Source organism: Chryseobacterium sp. CS2K3 (genome assembly GCF_059515185.1).
In genome coordinates this window covers 376,147-389,586 of the sequence record NZ_JCAKRW010000002.1, presented here as the reverse complement: position 1 = coordinate 389,586, position 13,440 = coordinate 376,147, and the positions used below count along the sequence as shown (strand labels likewise).

Below are 13,440 nucleotides of genomic sequence, written 5' to 3'. Positions count from 1 at the left end.
GTGGATATACTTTTATAATAGATTCAATACTCTTTATTTCAATTAATCCTCATACTATTTATGAAGAAGCAATTTAAAAACTGGACCTTATTTTTTATTCTGGGGCTTATTACTATTGTTCTTGGGGTAGTGGCATCTATTGTTATGATGACAAGTGTTTCTGCACCGGATTCTTTGTACGGAATGTATATCTTGTTGTGGATGATTCCCGTGGCTTTGGTTGTTATTATCGACAGAATTCTGGTAAGTAAATTTGGAAATAGAGCTGTCAATAAAATTCAGTTTGCTATATTGTTATTGTTTGTTCTTTTATGGATACTGAGGGCAATAGCTAATTTGATGTACTCGTAAAGACAAAAAAAATTACTGTCTTAGGACAGTAATAGTAATGATCTGTGACATGGTGTGGATCAGTTTGTGTTTTTAAGCAGAGATTTATACTTAAAGGCTGATCATAAAAGCTGTTTATAACCCGGTCTGTTATTTAATATTTTGTCTGAATTTAGGTATCATTGTCAGAGTTTATTTTACGATAAAAACTTTAATTTGACGAATCAACTTTTATTAGACCGAATTTGATGGACAGCTTCTTTATATCATGGTTATGATTATATTTTTTGGTTGCCTTCTACAGTTTTCAGTTTTGTCATAGACAGGTTTCTGAAAAAGGTACAATCATGCAATTCGTTTGCAAATGTATAATACGGTATTTTGAAAATTGCTACACTTTTGTGTAGATTTGTGGTACTAAAACGAAAACTATCCTTTCGGGTAGTGAGTAGAAGTTTAAAGAAAATGGAACAGATAAAAAGGTTTTTTAACGATAAGAATGATGTGAGTAAAGATGCAGACATTGACTACAGTCAGGCTGGAGATTATCTGGAGGCTGTAAAAGCGCTTGCCAGAACTACTTATCAGAGCCTCTATGTCATTAACTATCAAACCAAGTCATTTGAATATGTCTCGGAGAATCCTTTATTCCTTTGTGGTATGACTTCAGAAGAAGTGAAAGAGCTTGGTTATGCGTTCTATTTTCAAAATGTAAAACCTGAGGACGTTGAAATGCTGGTTAAGATCAATGAAGCAGGGTTTGAGTTTTATGATAAAATTCCGGTTGAAGACAGAAAACTTTATTCCATTTCCTATGATTTTTATCTCATCAATAGTAAGAAAAATTTAGTGCTGGTCAATCATAAGCTTGCGCCGATGTTTCTTACGGAAGAAGGGCAGGTTTGGAAGGCATTGTGTGCAGTATCTCTTTCTAATAACAGCTCTTCGGGAAATGTAGTTCTCAGTAAAGAAGGTTCTGATGAAATCTGGCGATATGATTTGATTGAGAATAAATGGGAGAAAAGTGAGAAAATAAAACTTACTTCGCGGGAATTTGAAATTTTAAGTTTATATGCAAGCGGATTAACAATTAATGAAATTGCAGGTAAACTTTTTATTACGGCAGACACCGTAAAGTTTCATCGTAAAAAGCTTTTTGAAAAGATTGGAGTAAACAACATCGCAGAAGCATTATCATACGCTAAAACAAATAAATTACTTTAAAAATATTCTTTACTACCGTTTTTTTACGGTATTTTTCAGAATGTCTTTTATGATTCAATTTTAGGTCTGATATTTGTACTGGGTAGCCAAACTAAAGGACCTGTTTTATTTATGAAGAACATATCTGTGAAAAAATCATTTCTATATGCCTGTTTATGTGCATTGTTCCTCGTTTCCTGTAAAAAGGAAATAGAAAAAATAAGTGACACTTTTAAGGATACGGCTACTGCTTCTGAGACTCCGGAAGCTGAAAAAGATTCTGTAAAGAAAGATTCCGTACCTGTTGTCAAAAAAGAATCTGCTCCTCCAGTGATGCAGGAGAATGGTTTTTATAATGCTTTTGTCCTTCCAAAGGATAAAAAAATGAGAGACTCTGTGTATGCAGAATTTAGCAAAAAATATGACGAGAAAGAACGTACAGCGATTCTAGCTTTAAACCGTCTGGATTCTAAAAGTAAATGGAATGCCGATACTTTGGTGGTTCCTGCTAAAATAGATACCACTCTGATGGCTTATTCTCCATTTCCAATGCAATTGGATATTTTGAGTGGCGTTAAAAAATTTGTGATCTTTTCATATCCCATTCAGGCTTTTGGCGTATACTCGAACGGAAGTCTTGTAAAATGGGGACCTACAAGTATGGGTAAAAAAACTGCTCAGACTACAAGAGGTCTTACATTTGCCAACTGGAAAAAGAAATTGTCTATCTCTACGGTAAGCAGTGAATGGAAATTGCCGTACAACTTTAATATCCATAATATTGGTGGTATCGGATGGCATGAATATACTCTTCCTGGATATCCGGCTTCCCATTCATGTCTTCGATTGCTGAGAAAAGATGCGCAATGGCTTTATTCTTATGCCGATACTTGGATCTTGAATCCGGGTGGTGCTACCACTAAGGCACGAGGTACAGCTGTAATGGTATTTGGAGATTATAACTGGGGAGGAAGACGTCCTTGGAAAAAGCTTTTGGATGATCCGAATGCCAATAATATTTCTGTGGAAGAACTTACCAAATTATTAGAACCGGATGTTCAGAAAATGTTGAAAGAGCAGGCAAACAGAGAAAAAGTTGCTGATTCTATCAAGACTGCAAGAGCAATGGCTACTCCTATTCAGAATGAAAGAACCTCAGATACATTATCTAAATAATTTTCTTCTCGAACTGTAAAGTAGATTCTTCTGCAAACTGTCTCAATTTAAGCATCTCTTCCTTTCCTTTATGCTGCCCGAATCTTGCGGCAAGATAAGTAAGAAGAATAAAAAATAACATGACAAAAGAAGCGCTGAGTGCCCAAGGGTATTTGGTGCTTTTTATTTGTTTTTCTACGTAATACATGGTGAAGAACGTCATCCAAAGAATAGAAAAAGAGAAATACAGAAACATAAAAAACGTCCATACAGCAGAGCTTGGACCAAATACACCACGGATTACAATATCATCGTCTTCCTTTTCTACCCTTAAAGCAAGGCATGGTTTCCAGTAATTGTCATATTTTGTTTCTACCCAGATTGTAGCAACTTCTTTATTGATATTGCCGGAAAATTCGTTCTTATGTTCAGCGAGATATTTTTTCAGGTTTTCAGCGTACTCTTCCTTGGTAAGATGAGTAAACATTTTAAATCTCGGTCTTGTTCTGATCCTGTCTAAGGTGGTTTCTTCAGTTGTCATAAGCTATTCTTGATAAGGTATTGGATCTTCCAGCGTAAAGCGAAAAGTAAGTTCCTGATCTTTTCTCTGAATGATTATCGTGATGTTACGACCTTCATCGGATTTCATAAGTTCTACAATTTTTTCCAAAGTCATATCTGAAGTTTTCTGCCCGTTGATGCTGATGATTTTGTCATCCTTTTTTAATCCGGCTTCATAGGCGGGAGAATCTTTTCTTACTCCGGCAATGGAAAACGTAGGCTTTAAGCTGAATTTATATTGAAAAGAATCTTTATATACTTCATTTATTACTCCTGTATTTTTTTGAGTCTGGATATTAATTTTATCCTGCTTCCATTCCAGCCCGTCTTGTCGGAAATCAAGCCCGCTCATATTAAAATGGAAAGGATCATCGAAATACTTGTTTTTTCTAAGGTATACCTTTTTGTTTGGATAATCAAATAAAACTGTGAAGCGGCGCATAATTTCTCCACCAATAGAACCTTTTCTGTTTTCCACCAAATTTACATGCTGAATAGAGTATTCATCAGGCATGGCTGTAAGGGGTTTTTCAAATTTAAAATTTCCCAGATAAAAATTATGAATTCTACTTCTTTTCCCATAGATGTCACCATTGAATCCACGCCCAAGAAAATCTTCAATATTAGGTCTGTTGTAGACAAAATTTTTAATAAGCGTAGGGAAAAGCCATATTGCATCACTGTTTCCAAGGTCAATGAGAAGTTTTGAATCTTTCTTTTCACTTGTCATTTCTACACCGCCATACAGATAAGGTTTATCTTTTTCGATGGTGATAGGAAATTCCTGGAACTTTCTGAGTTTCTTTTTTACAGTCTCAATATTCTCATATACCGTTATTTTTTTTGATGCATAATCAATAGCTATGGGATGATCCTTAAAAAAATGATATCCTATGACGCCATTTACAGGAATTCCTACGTGAGGAGAAATATTAAACTCTTCATCTATGATAATATAGAGAGACATAGAAGTATTGACGATAGATTCACCAATGCGTCCGATATTATGGTCGGATTTTAAACCATCAATGCTTAAACTTCCGCCAAGTCCTGAAAACTTCATTTTTTCAACGTTGCTTAAAGTAAGTTCTTTATTTTCAAGACTAAAAAGAATAGTTTCTGATACTCCTGTGTCCAATAAAAAAATTAGATTAACGCCATTAATATTAACAGGAATGAAGACCAGATTGTTGATAAACTGAAAAGGAATAACTGCTTTTTTCGTATTGATGAGTTGAAGAGAGTTCTGGGCATGGATGAAAATGCCAATAAAAAATGCCAGTAAAAAAAGCTTCAGTTTCATATATTGAATTTACTGAATTTATCTGTATTATGCATAAAAAAACATTCCAAATGCAGGAATGTTTGTATAAACTACAATAGAATAGTTTTATCTGTGGAATTTATTTAAATAAAAGCTCTTCTTACTTAGAGAAAAATTCCATTAAATCCATATAATTTTTCTGATTCACACCATGACCGCTCATATACTCTCTGAATGTAAAATAGCAGCTAAGATCATACAGCATATCAGCAGCTTTTCTTCCCCATTCAAGTGGAATAACAGCATCATCTGTACCATGTGAAACAAAGAAACGAAGTCTTTCCAGTTTCTTTTTGTCTTTTACAATATCATCCAGAATTTTTTCTTCAGGATAAGCGCTCAGACATGCTATATAATTGAAAAGCTCAGGATATTTCAATGCTAAAGCATAACATAAAATTCCTCCCTGACTGAATCCGCACAGGTGAACTTTGCTTTCGCTAAGCCCATAATGATTGATTATTTTTAAAATACTTTCCAATACCGAATTTAAAGACTCTTTAGCCTGCGGAACATCAATGAAATTCTCTGGATCATTGAAATTAATATCATACCACGAGTATCCTTCAAACTGAGTATCCAGTGGAGCTCTAAAGCTGATGATGATCCAATCACCTGGTAGTGTTTCCCTGAAACTGAAAAGGTCCTGCTCATTGCTGCCGTAGCCGTGAAGCATAAAAAGTATAGGGGTAGTAGAGGTAATATTTTCCGGCTCTCTTACTATATAATCTAAATTCATACAGCAAATATAAATAATAAATTACATTGTAAATCTTAAGTTTTCTTCTCTTAAATACATTGATTTCTTAATGGCGTTTTTCAGGGTTTTTATTTTAAATAGGGTATACGTTGTCTTATATTTAACAATAGATTGTTTGAACTGTAATATTGGATTTTGGGGTTAGGATTTATTTTTATCAAATTGATATTGTTTGTAAATCTTTATTGGAAAATTTTCATAAAAGTTATTTTTATATTAATAAAAAACTTATATTTGAAACATTAAAAAATCTATTTGGAGAAATGAAGCAATTTTACAATTCAAAAAGTTTACTTAGACTTTCTTTTTTATTCGTTTTATTATTTTCGGCAATCACTGTTTTAAACTCCTGTAAAAAGGATGATGACGAAGAAGAGTTTCAGGATCATATGGTTCAGTTCGAAGTGAAAACAACTTCAGGGGGAGAAATTATTACTGTTGTAACACAGATAGGTACTACTCAGAATACTATTCACAGTACACCTACAGCTCCTTTAAACTCAACTTGGTCAAGTGGAGAAATTTGGGTAAACTCCAATCAGGCTCAGCTAAATCTTGATGCAAATGCTAAATTGCCGGATACGGATTCTGAATTAACCATTAATATCTGGATTGATGGAGAAATTGCAAAAACTGTTAAGAAAAAAGGTAAAGGTGTGCTAGAAGCTTCTCTTGATTACAGCTTCCTGGAACCATAAAATCTTTATCTGATATAAAAAAATTAGACCGCTCTCAATGAGCGGTTTTTTTATTCTTCAATCATGTGAAGTTGTATCGCCTGATTCACAAGTTCTGTAGAATTTTTTGCCTGAAATTTCTGTAGAAGATTCTTCCGGTGAGTATCCACTGTAAGAGGGCTTAAGAATAGTTCTTCGGCAATCATATTACTCGTTTTTCCTCTTGCCACCAGTTGCAGGATCTGCTTCTCTCTTTTAGTAAGCCTGGGAACAGGAATATCATTTTGAGATGGGCGGCTGATGATCTGCTTGGTTTCATGACAAAATACAATATCCCCTGAAAGAGCTCCTTTGATGCAGACGACCAGTTCATGTATCGAAGTATTTTTAAGAAGATAACCGCTGGCTCCGTTTTGTATAGACTGCATGATGATGCTCCTTTCAGAGCGGTTACTGAACATGATAACTGAAGTATCGGGTGAAATTTTCTTGATCTCTCTGCAAAGTTCTGTACCATTGGCATCCGGTAAAGTAATATCCAGAAGGATAATGTCTACCTTATTGGACTGAATAAAACCAATAATCTCTGACCCGGAAGTGAAAGTTTCCGGAATACTAAAGGCGGGCTGGCTCATCAACATCATTTTCAATCCTTCAATTACGATAGGATGATCATCCACAATCGCTATATTTATTTTTTCATTCTCCATCTGTATTGAGTTCTATGTTAATTGTTGTTCCTTGATTATCAGAGCTTATTTCCATGTTTCCTTTCATATAGTCAACTCTGTTTTTTAAATTGCGCAGCCCCATACTTTTTGTCTTTTGTTCCGGGTTGTGTAGAAATCCTTTTCCATTGTCTTCTATGGTAATAAAGAAATCTTTTCCAGATTGGGAACATTGTAGTAAAATATTGCTGGCATTCGCATGTTTTATGGCATTTGCTAATAATTCCTGTACAATTCTGTAAATGTTGAGCTGGATATTTAAGGGCAGTTTCTTCTCTATATTAATAGCCTGAAAATCAATTTCAATGTCTTTTCTGTTATAGAATTCACAAAGATCAGTCAATGCTGTTTCCAATCCAAAATTAAGCAGAGATTCCGGCATAAGATTTCTTGCTACATGTCGAAGTTCACCAACAGAATTATCCAATTGTCCGAGAATCCTGTAAAATTCTTTGTCTTTTTCTATATCTAAATGATTGGCAGACCATGTTGAGAAATTAATTTTTACTCCGGCAAGCATTCCGCCCAAACCATCATGAAGATCTCTGGCAATACGTTCTCTTTCTCTTTCTTCTCCTTCAAGAATTGCTTTAGTTAATGACAATTCTTCCTTTTGCTTAATCTCATTGATTTTTTGTTCATTGATTTTTTTATTTTTTCTGAAGATGATCCATAAAAAGATTAAAAGACTTATCACCAATAATAATACAAGGCTTAATCCCCATAAATAAGAGTTTTTCTTGTTTACTTCCAGATCTTTCTGATTCTTTTCAGCATTTAAAGTAGCTATTTTTCTTTCTTTTTCAGCAGCATTGTATTTAGATTCTATTTTATTGATTTCCAGCTTTACATTTTCTATATTTAAACTGTCGTTAAGCTTAGAATATTTTTGTTCCCAAACTAATGCTTCCTTTGGATTTCCCATTTCCTCATTCAGTGCAGAAAGCTGTTTGTAAAAAGTTTTCCTGTTTTTAAGGTCTATTGCTAAGGATTTTTCTGCCAAAACATCCTCAAGTACTTTCTTGGCTTCCTCGTATCTCTTCAGTTTTTTCAGGATGTCAAACTTATTGAAGTAAAACATCTGTGCCAGCATATTCTGATTGAATTTTTTAGTATAAAAGATTCCTTTGTCAATCACTGGTAATGCCTCTGCATTTTTTTGTCTTGTAATAAAATACAGTGTTTTACCATAATAATAAAATGCATTAACGGAAGAATCGGGATAAGGGCTGATTAGCTTTTCTGCTTTATCCAGAAACTTTTTGGCATCATCTCCTTTTGCCTGATAACAGAAATTATTGGCTATGTTCAGGTAGGTGAAAAATAATTCAGACGAATTCGGATAACGTTTTTCCAGAATTTCTAAGGCTTTATTATTGTATTCCTCAGACTTTTTAAACTCTGCATTATATGTGAAAATCACAGCAAGTTGTGTGTATAAAAACCCGAGATTCCTGCTGTTTTCATATTTTTTAGCAAGTGGAATACTCTTTTCAAGAATTGTTTTCACCAAAAAAGGATAGCCTTCTTTATCTTTTTGTGCAACTCCGTAGCTGTACCATGCAGAAGCCTGTAGAAGATCAGATTCCTGATTTTTAACTTTGGATAATTCGTTGATCGCTTTTTGATAAAAAACGGCTGCCTTTTCTTTGTTTCTGTCAAGATAATATTGTGCCTGATAGAAGCTGTATTTAGCTGAAAGAAAAGAATTTCCCTTGATAAGTTTTTCACCGCTTTCCAGGTATTTTTTACTTAAAACAGAATCAATATTCCTGTAATAATTTGATAAAAGAAAAGAAGCGTTTGCTTTTGACGTATTTGGGGTGATGGCGGTGCTGTTAAATACATTGTGTAAACTGTCCAGATAAGGTCTTTCATTAAGCGGAACTATTTGTTGTGATTGTAAACTAACAGACAGTAATATGCTGAGTAAGATGAATAATCTCTTCATTGGGGCTTTATTCTGTAAAATATATTTTAAAAAACGTTCAATTTAATTAAATATTTCAGGATAAAAAATACCAAAATTTAGGTAGAAAAAATTACTCGTTTTTCAGGATTGATAAAGTTTAATGACTCTAATAGCTTTGCAGATACGAATCACTAATCATAGAATATCAAATAAAGTAACTAAAATTTAAACAAAAAATTATGAAAAAAACGAAAATGAATCAGCTGTTGAGAGGTACATTCGTTGTATTATTGGCGACAATGTTAATGGGATTTGTAGCCTCTTGTAGTAAAGATGATGACGATAATGTGGATGGTTCGAAAAGAAGCCATAAAGTTGTTTTTAAGGCTATTGCTTCTGCGGGAGCTAACATTGATGGGGCTGTATACGGAATTGATAGTAATGCTACAACGGCTACAAGCCTTAGCGGAACAACATGGTCAAGCCCTGAAGTAACTTCAGAATCAGGTGCTTACAATGCTAATGTAGTGGTAAACGCAATTGGAGCGGATGCTTCTTCTACTTTAAAGGTTCAGATCTGGGTAGATGGCGAGCTGAAAAAAGAAGGAACTTCCAGTGGTCAGTATTTATCTGCTTCTGCAAGCTATACATTCTAAAAAAACTAATACTTTCAAAATATAAATGAAGCTTTGAGAATTTTCTCAAAGCTTTTTTTGTATTTAAATTTAAGGCAATAAGAATAAATTATTCATAGCATTATATTTTATTTAATTAATTTTCAATTATATACAGTTTGTATATGAAAATTATTATTTTTGACAATAAAATCACACTATAGTGAAACATCAGGAAGTGTCAAGACAGATAAGGATAGAAATTAATCAGTCCTATCAACAGCTCAAAGAAACATATCCTCTTTTGAAAAGACAAAACAGCATTGGATTTTTGATTTTTTTAATTTCTATAATCATCATTATCGCTGTATCTGTTGGCTGGTATAAAGATCTGGTTCCCACTTGGCTTATGATTATTATCAATGCCTTCTTCATGGGAATCCTTCATGAGATAGAGCACGATCTTATTCACTGGCTTTATTTTAAGAAGAGAAAATCGGTACATCATTGTATGCTTTTCTGTGTCTGGATTTTTCGTCCGCTAACTATTAATCCGTGGATTCGCCGTAAACTTCATTATCATCATCATAAATTTTCAGGAACATTACATGATGTGGAAGAGCGTGGAGTAACCAATGGAGAACCTTGGTCACTTAAAAGGTTATTGACCACTGCTGATATTGTTTTAGGTGGACTTTTACGCCTGCAGCAAATGTTTAAGGACCTGGATAGGGAAGTGGAAAACGGAAACCTTAAAAATGAAACGTCTTCAACTTTAAAACGAATTACATTTCTGGGTTTAATACCTTTAACAATTGCTGCCCACGTAATTTTGTATTTGTTTTTTGCAGATGTATTAATGCACTTCATCAATACAAGGTTTATGACCAATTTCAGTTTTCCTTCTTATATTGAAAATGGATTGAACAGCTTGAACGTGGTTATTTATACCATTCTTCTGCCTAATCTTTTGCGACAGTTTTGTTTACATTTTATAACCTCCAATATGCATTATTTTGGAGATGTGGAAGAAGGAAATGTTATTGAACAAACGCAGGTACTTACGGTGTGGTGGACTTTCCCTATGCAGATATTCTGCTTCTTTTTCGGCTGGACGCACAGTATTCATCATTTTGTCGTCAACGAGACATTTTATGTACGCCATTTCGGAAGAAAGCAGGCACAGGAAGTATTGAGGAAATATGGAATCAGATTTAATGATCTGGGGACTTTCAGAAGAGCCAACCGCTTCCGGGAATTCTCAAATAAGATCAATTGATTCCTTATTAAAATATTGCTAAGCAAAAAAAATAGACGCTGAGACCAGTCTCAGCGTCTATTTTTATATTGTATTAAAAATTAAATAACTTTTACTATAAAGTAACTTTTCTTACCTTTTTGAAGTAACAAAAACTTCCCGTCAATAAGATCGGTTTCATTAGCTGTGAAGGTATCATTTACTTTTTGCTTGTTCACAGAGATAGAATTTCCTTTGATTTCTCTCTGGGCTTCACTCTTAGATTTCAGGAATCCTGATTTTTCAGAAAGAAGATCAACAATGCTAATCCCTAATACATCAGCTTTTGCAACTTCTTTTTGTGGAACTCCGTCAAAAACTTCAAGGAAAGTTTCTTCATCAAGACTTACCAAATCTTCAGCCGTAGAACGCCCGAAAAGAATTTCAGAAGCTTTCAATGCTTTTTCATACTCTTCTCTTCCATGTACCCAAACGGTAACTTCCTCAGCCAGTTTTTTCTGAAGTTTTCTTTCATGTGGAGCTGTTTTGTGCTCTTCAATTAAAGCTTCAATTTCTTCTCTTCCAAGGAAAGTATAGAATTTGATAAATCTTTCAGCATCCTCGTCAGTAGCATTCAGCCAGAATTGGTAGAATTTATATGGAGAAGTTTTCTTTCTGTCCAGCCAATAGTTTTCACCACTTTCAGACTTTCCGAATTTAGAACCGTCAGCTTTTGTAATCAAAGGAACCGTTAAGGCAAACGCTTCACCCTGAGCCTTTCTACGGATCAATTCTGTTCCTGTAGTGATGTTTCCCCACTGGTCAGAACCTCCCATTTGAAGCTTCACATTATTATTCTGATATAAATGAAGGAAATCGTACCCTTGAATCAGCTGGTAAGTGAACTCTGTAAAACTCATCCCATCTGCACCGCTTTCTCCTGAGAATCTTTTCTTTACAGAATCTTTAGCCATCATGTAATTAACGGTGATGTTCTTTCCTACATTCTTAGCAAAATCAAGGAAAGAAATATTTTTCATCCAGTCGTAATTGTTTACAAGCTCAGCTTTGTTAGGTTCGTTCCCTGAGAAATCAAGAAATCTTGAAAGCTGGTTTTTTAAACAATCTACATAATGTAATAAAGTTTCCTCATCCAATAAGTTTCTTTCGGCAGATTTTCCGGATGGGTCGCCGATCATTCCTGTAGCTCCTCCTACCAAAGCAATTGGCTTGTGACCATGCTGCTGAAAATGTGCCAATATTTTTATCTGAATAAGACTTCCGATATGTAAAGAATCGGCAGTTGGATCAAAACCAATATATGCAGTTGTTACCTCTTTGTTCAGTTGTTCATCGGTTCCAGGCATCATATCAGCAAACAGACCACGCCATTTCAGTTCTTCTATAAAGGAATTCATTGATTTTTTACTTTAAAATTTTAAGTTGCAAAGATAATAAATTCAGAAGTATAAAGTCGAAAGGGTAGGATGGGAAATGGTAAAAAGGAGCGAAATAGCGTATAAAACAATATTTTTCATGATGGATTATTCACCTGTGAAGCAAAATTCACGATTGACAGCCCTTCCGTCATTGCATTTTCAACCCAAATACTCTATATTTGTTATTAATGAACGACGAACAGCTATTTCTGCTCATTCAAAAAGCCAAGGATAAAGATCAAAAGGCTCAGACTAAACTCATCAATATTTTTTGGGTGGATGTTTTCTCCTTTGTTATGAAAAAAGTGAGAGATGAAAATGATGCAGATGAAATTACAGTAAATGTTTTTTCTAAAGTATTATCCAAGCTCGATATGTTTGATCCTCATTTTCAGTTTAAGACCTGGATTTTAACTATTGCTCAAAATACAGTCATTGATTTCTGGCGAAAAAAGAGCCGTGAAAATGAAGATGCGATTGAAAATCTTGATGAGGTAAAAAACCAATATGCAAAATCTCCTGAAGAACTTCTTATTTCTGAAGAAGAGCAAAAGAAAATCATTAAAACCATAGAGTCTCTGGATGCCAATTATCAGGACATTATCAAACTGAGGTTTTTTGAGGAAAAAAGCATTAAAGAAATTGCTGAAGAATTAGGGATTTCTGTAGCCAATACAAAAGTTCGTGTGATGCGTGCTAAAAAGGTTCTTGCTGAACTGCTTAAGAATAATGAGTTTGAAGATAATTAATTTTGCAGAAAAATTCTAAACTCTAATTTTTTTTAAGTATTTATATGAAAACTTCAGCTCTGTATTGTATAAACCTAACAGGTTTTTAAAACCTGTTAGGTTTAAGGAAATTTATAGTAAATTATATAAAAATTTCTGCTTTGGTTTTAGAAAGTATAATTTTCACACTTTTATCATTTCTGTTCTGAAGATTAATTTTAATTCCCTTTTTAATATAAATTTCCTTTTGAGAAGGTCCATATTCTTTAGCATTATCAACCTCATTTTTATAGTTAATCTGTCCTGTGGAAAGATTGAAGTCTACAGTTTTGATATAATCTCCCGGTCTTCCTGAACTTGAAGTATATCCTATCAGTTCAAAATGTCCGTTCTGGTATCTGTATTTGTCGGTATATTGCCATTTCCAGCTGCTGCTTCCAAAATGATTAACAATCAGAATTCCTTTTTCTATACTGGTCCCGGAATAAGGATCACCCATAATACCTCCCGATTCACTATCCAGAATAGCATTCGTTGATTTTTCAAGGATAGTCCATTGACCATTAATTTTTTTCAGAATCTGAATTTCACGGATCTCGCCAAGTTCACCTGGATCTTTTGTATTGTAAATGATTACTTTTTCAGGAATTTTATCACCATCCAGATCTCCGTCTACGGTTTGCAGGATAGTGGAAACTTTTGGCTGAAATTGTTTTTGAGCCCAACAAAAGGTATTGGAAATAAGCAATAAGATGCAGAATATCGTCTTCAT

At 34.1% G+C, this 13,440-nt stretch carries 14 protein-coding genes; 7 read left to right on the top strand and 7 right to left on the bottom strand.

What is annotated here, in order from left to right; all coding sequences use genetic code 11:
* Positions 1-60: 60 nt before the first annotated feature.
* From AC5YGG_RS04945 to AC5YGG_RS04935, 3 genes are all read left to right on the top strand, one after another.
* Positions 61-351: a hypothetical protein gene (locus AC5YGG_RS04945; protein WP_496143353.1), complete on the top strand. Its 291-nt coding sequence runs from the start codon at positions 61-63 to the stop codon at positions 349-351.
* 444 nt (positions 352-795) lie between these two features.
* On the top strand, positions 796-1,554 hold the full coding sequence (locus AC5YGG_RS04940) for a response regulator transcription factor (protein ID WP_496143352.1): 759 nt from the start codon (positions 796-798) through the stop codon (positions 1,552-1,554).
* Between the two features lie 111 nt (positions 1,555-1,665).
* Entirely contained in the window at positions 1,666-2,709 is a 1,044-nt protein-coding gene (locus AC5YGG_RS04935) for a L,D-transpeptidase (RefSeq protein ID WP_496143351.1), read from the top strand.
* Here AC5YGG_RS04935 and AC5YGG_RS04930 read toward each other — a convergent pair.
* The 3 genes from AC5YGG_RS04930 to AC5YGG_RS04920 form a co-directional block, all read right to left on the bottom strand.
* Positions 2,702-3,229: a hypothetical protein gene (locus AC5YGG_RS04930; protein WP_496143349.1), complete on the bottom strand. Its 528-nt coding sequence runs from the start codon at positions 3,227-3,229 to the stop codon at positions 2,702-2,704. The genes AC5YGG_RS04935 and AC5YGG_RS04930 overlap by 8 nt on opposite strands.
* Before the next feature lie 3 nt (positions 3,230-3,232).
* The gene (locus AC5YGG_RS04925; protein WP_496143348.1) at positions 3,233-4,552 is read right to left on the bottom strand and encodes a PDZ domain-containing protein; all 1,320 of its coding nucleotides are present in this window, start codon (positions 4,550-4,552) and stop codon (positions 3,233-3,235) included.
* Positions 4,553-4,673: 121 nt separating this feature from the next.
* Entirely contained in the window at positions 4,674-5,312 is a 639-nt protein-coding gene (locus AC5YGG_RS04920; protein WP_496143346.1) for an alpha/beta hydrolase, read from the bottom strand.
* 284 nt (positions 5,313-5,596) lie between these two features.
* On the opposite strand from AC5YGG_RS04920, the gene AC5YGG_RS04915 reads away from it, so the two are divergent.
* Complete coding sequence (locus tag AC5YGG_RS04915) at positions 5,597-6,031, top strand: hypothetical protein (protein WP_496143345.1); 435 nt, start codon at positions 5,597-5,599, stop codon at positions 6,029-6,031.
* A gap of 50 nt (positions 6,032-6,081) precedes the next feature.
* On the opposite strand, the gene AC5YGG_RS04910 is transcribed toward AC5YGG_RS04915, so the two are convergent.
* Together AC5YGG_RS04910 and AC5YGG_RS04905 are read right to left on the bottom strand one after the other, a co-directional pair.
* On the bottom strand, positions 6,082-6,720 hold the full coding sequence (locus AC5YGG_RS04910) for a response regulator (protein WP_496143343.1): 639 nt from the start codon (positions 6,718-6,720) through the stop codon (positions 6,082-6,084).
* Positions 6,710-8,689 (bottom strand): tetratricopeptide repeat-containing sensor histidine kinase, encoded by a 1,980-nt coding sequence (locus AC5YGG_RS04905; protein WP_496143342.1) that lies wholly within the window; start codon positions 8,687-8,689, stop codon positions 6,710-6,712. The genes AC5YGG_RS04910 and AC5YGG_RS04905 overlap by 11 nt, the downstream gene beginning before the upstream one ends.
* Before the next feature lie 200 nt (positions 8,690-8,889).
* On the opposite strand from AC5YGG_RS04905, the gene AC5YGG_RS04900 reads away from it, so the two are divergent.
* Together AC5YGG_RS04900 and AC5YGG_RS04895 are read left to right on the top strand one after the other, a co-directional pair.
* The gene (locus tag AC5YGG_RS04900) at positions 8,890-9,306 is read left to right on the top strand and encodes a hypothetical protein (RefSeq protein ID WP_496143341.1); all 417 of its coding nucleotides are present in this window, start codon (positions 8,890-8,892) and stop codon (positions 9,304-9,306) included.
* Between the two features lie 181 nt (positions 9,307-9,487).
* Positions 9,488-10,543 (top strand): fatty acid desaturase, encoded by a 1,056-nt coding sequence (locus AC5YGG_RS04895; protein ID WP_496143340.1) that lies wholly within the window; start codon positions 9,488-9,490, stop codon positions 10,541-10,543.
* Positions 10,544-10,623: 80 nt separating this feature from the next.
* On the opposite strand, the gene tyrS is transcribed toward AC5YGG_RS04895, so the two are convergent.
* On the bottom strand, positions 10,624-11,919 hold the full coding sequence (gene tyrS / locus AC5YGG_RS04890) for a tyrosine--tRNA ligase (RefSeq protein WP_496143339.1): 1,296 nt from the start codon (positions 11,917-11,919) through the stop codon (positions 10,624-10,626).
* A 209-nt stretch (positions 11,920-12,128) separates the two neighbouring features.
* On the opposite strand from tyrS, the gene AC5YGG_RS04885 reads away from it, so the two are divergent.
* Positions 12,129-12,689, top strand: a complete 561-nt coding sequence (locus AC5YGG_RS04885; RefSeq protein ID WP_496143338.1) for an RNA polymerase sigma factor — start codon at positions 12,129-12,131, stop codon at positions 12,687-12,689.
* Between the two features lie 121 nt (positions 12,690-12,810).
* On the opposite strand, the gene AC5YGG_RS04880 is transcribed toward AC5YGG_RS04885, so the two are convergent.
* Positions 12,811-13,440, bottom strand: coding sequence for a hypothetical protein (locus tag AC5YGG_RS04880; RefSeq protein WP_496143337.1), 630 nt, complete (start codon positions 13,438-13,440; stop codon positions 12,811-12,813).

Coding starts and splice junctions, on each gene's coding strand:
- AC5YGG_RS04945 (WP_496143353.1), top strand. CDS start 61: ATGAAGAAGCAATTTAAAAACTGGACCTTATTTTTTATTCTGGGGCTT.
- AC5YGG_RS04940 (WP_496143352.1), top strand. CDS start 796: ATGGAACAGATAAAAAGGTTTTTTAACGATAAGAATGATGTGAGTAAA.
- AC5YGG_RS04935 (WP_496143351.1), top strand. CDS start 1,666: ATGAAGAACATATCTGTGAAAAAATCATTTCTATATGCCTGTTTATGT.
- AC5YGG_RS04930 (WP_496143349.1), bottom strand. CDS start 3,229: ATGACAACTGAAGAAACCACCTTAGACAGGATCAGAACAAGACCGAGA.
- AC5YGG_RS04925 (WP_496143348.1), bottom strand. CDS start 4,552: ATGAAACTGAAGCTTTTTTTACTGGCATTTTTTATTGGCATTTTCATC.
- AC5YGG_RS04920 (WP_496143346.1), bottom strand. CDS start 5,312: ATGAATTTAGATTATATAGTAAGAGAGCCGGAAAATATTACCTCTACT.
- AC5YGG_RS04915 (WP_496143345.1), top strand. CDS start 5,597: ATGAAGCAATTTTACAATTCAAAAAGTTTACTTAGACTTTCTTTTTTA.
- AC5YGG_RS04910 (WP_496143343.1), bottom strand. CDS start 6,720: ATGGAGAATGAAAAAATAAATATAGCGATTGTGGATGATCATCCTATC.
- AC5YGG_RS04905 (WP_496143342.1), bottom strand. CDS start 8,689: ATGAAGAGATTATTCATCTTACTCAGCATATTACTGTCTGTTAGTTTA.
- AC5YGG_RS04900 (WP_496143341.1), top strand. CDS start 8,890: ATGAAAAAAACGAAAATGAATCAGCTGTTGAGAGGTACATTCGTTGTA.
- tyrS (WP_496143339.1), bottom strand. CDS start 11,919: ATGAATTCCTTTATAGAAGAACTGAAATGGCGTGGTCTGTTTGCTGAT.
- AC5YGG_RS04885 (WP_496143338.1), top strand. CDS start 12,129: ATGAACGACGAACAGCTATTTCTGCTCATTCAAAAAGCCAAGGATAAA.
- AC5YGG_RS04880 (WP_496143337.1), bottom strand. CDS start 13,440: ATGAAGACGATATTCTGCATCTTATTGCTTATTTCCAATACCTTTTGT.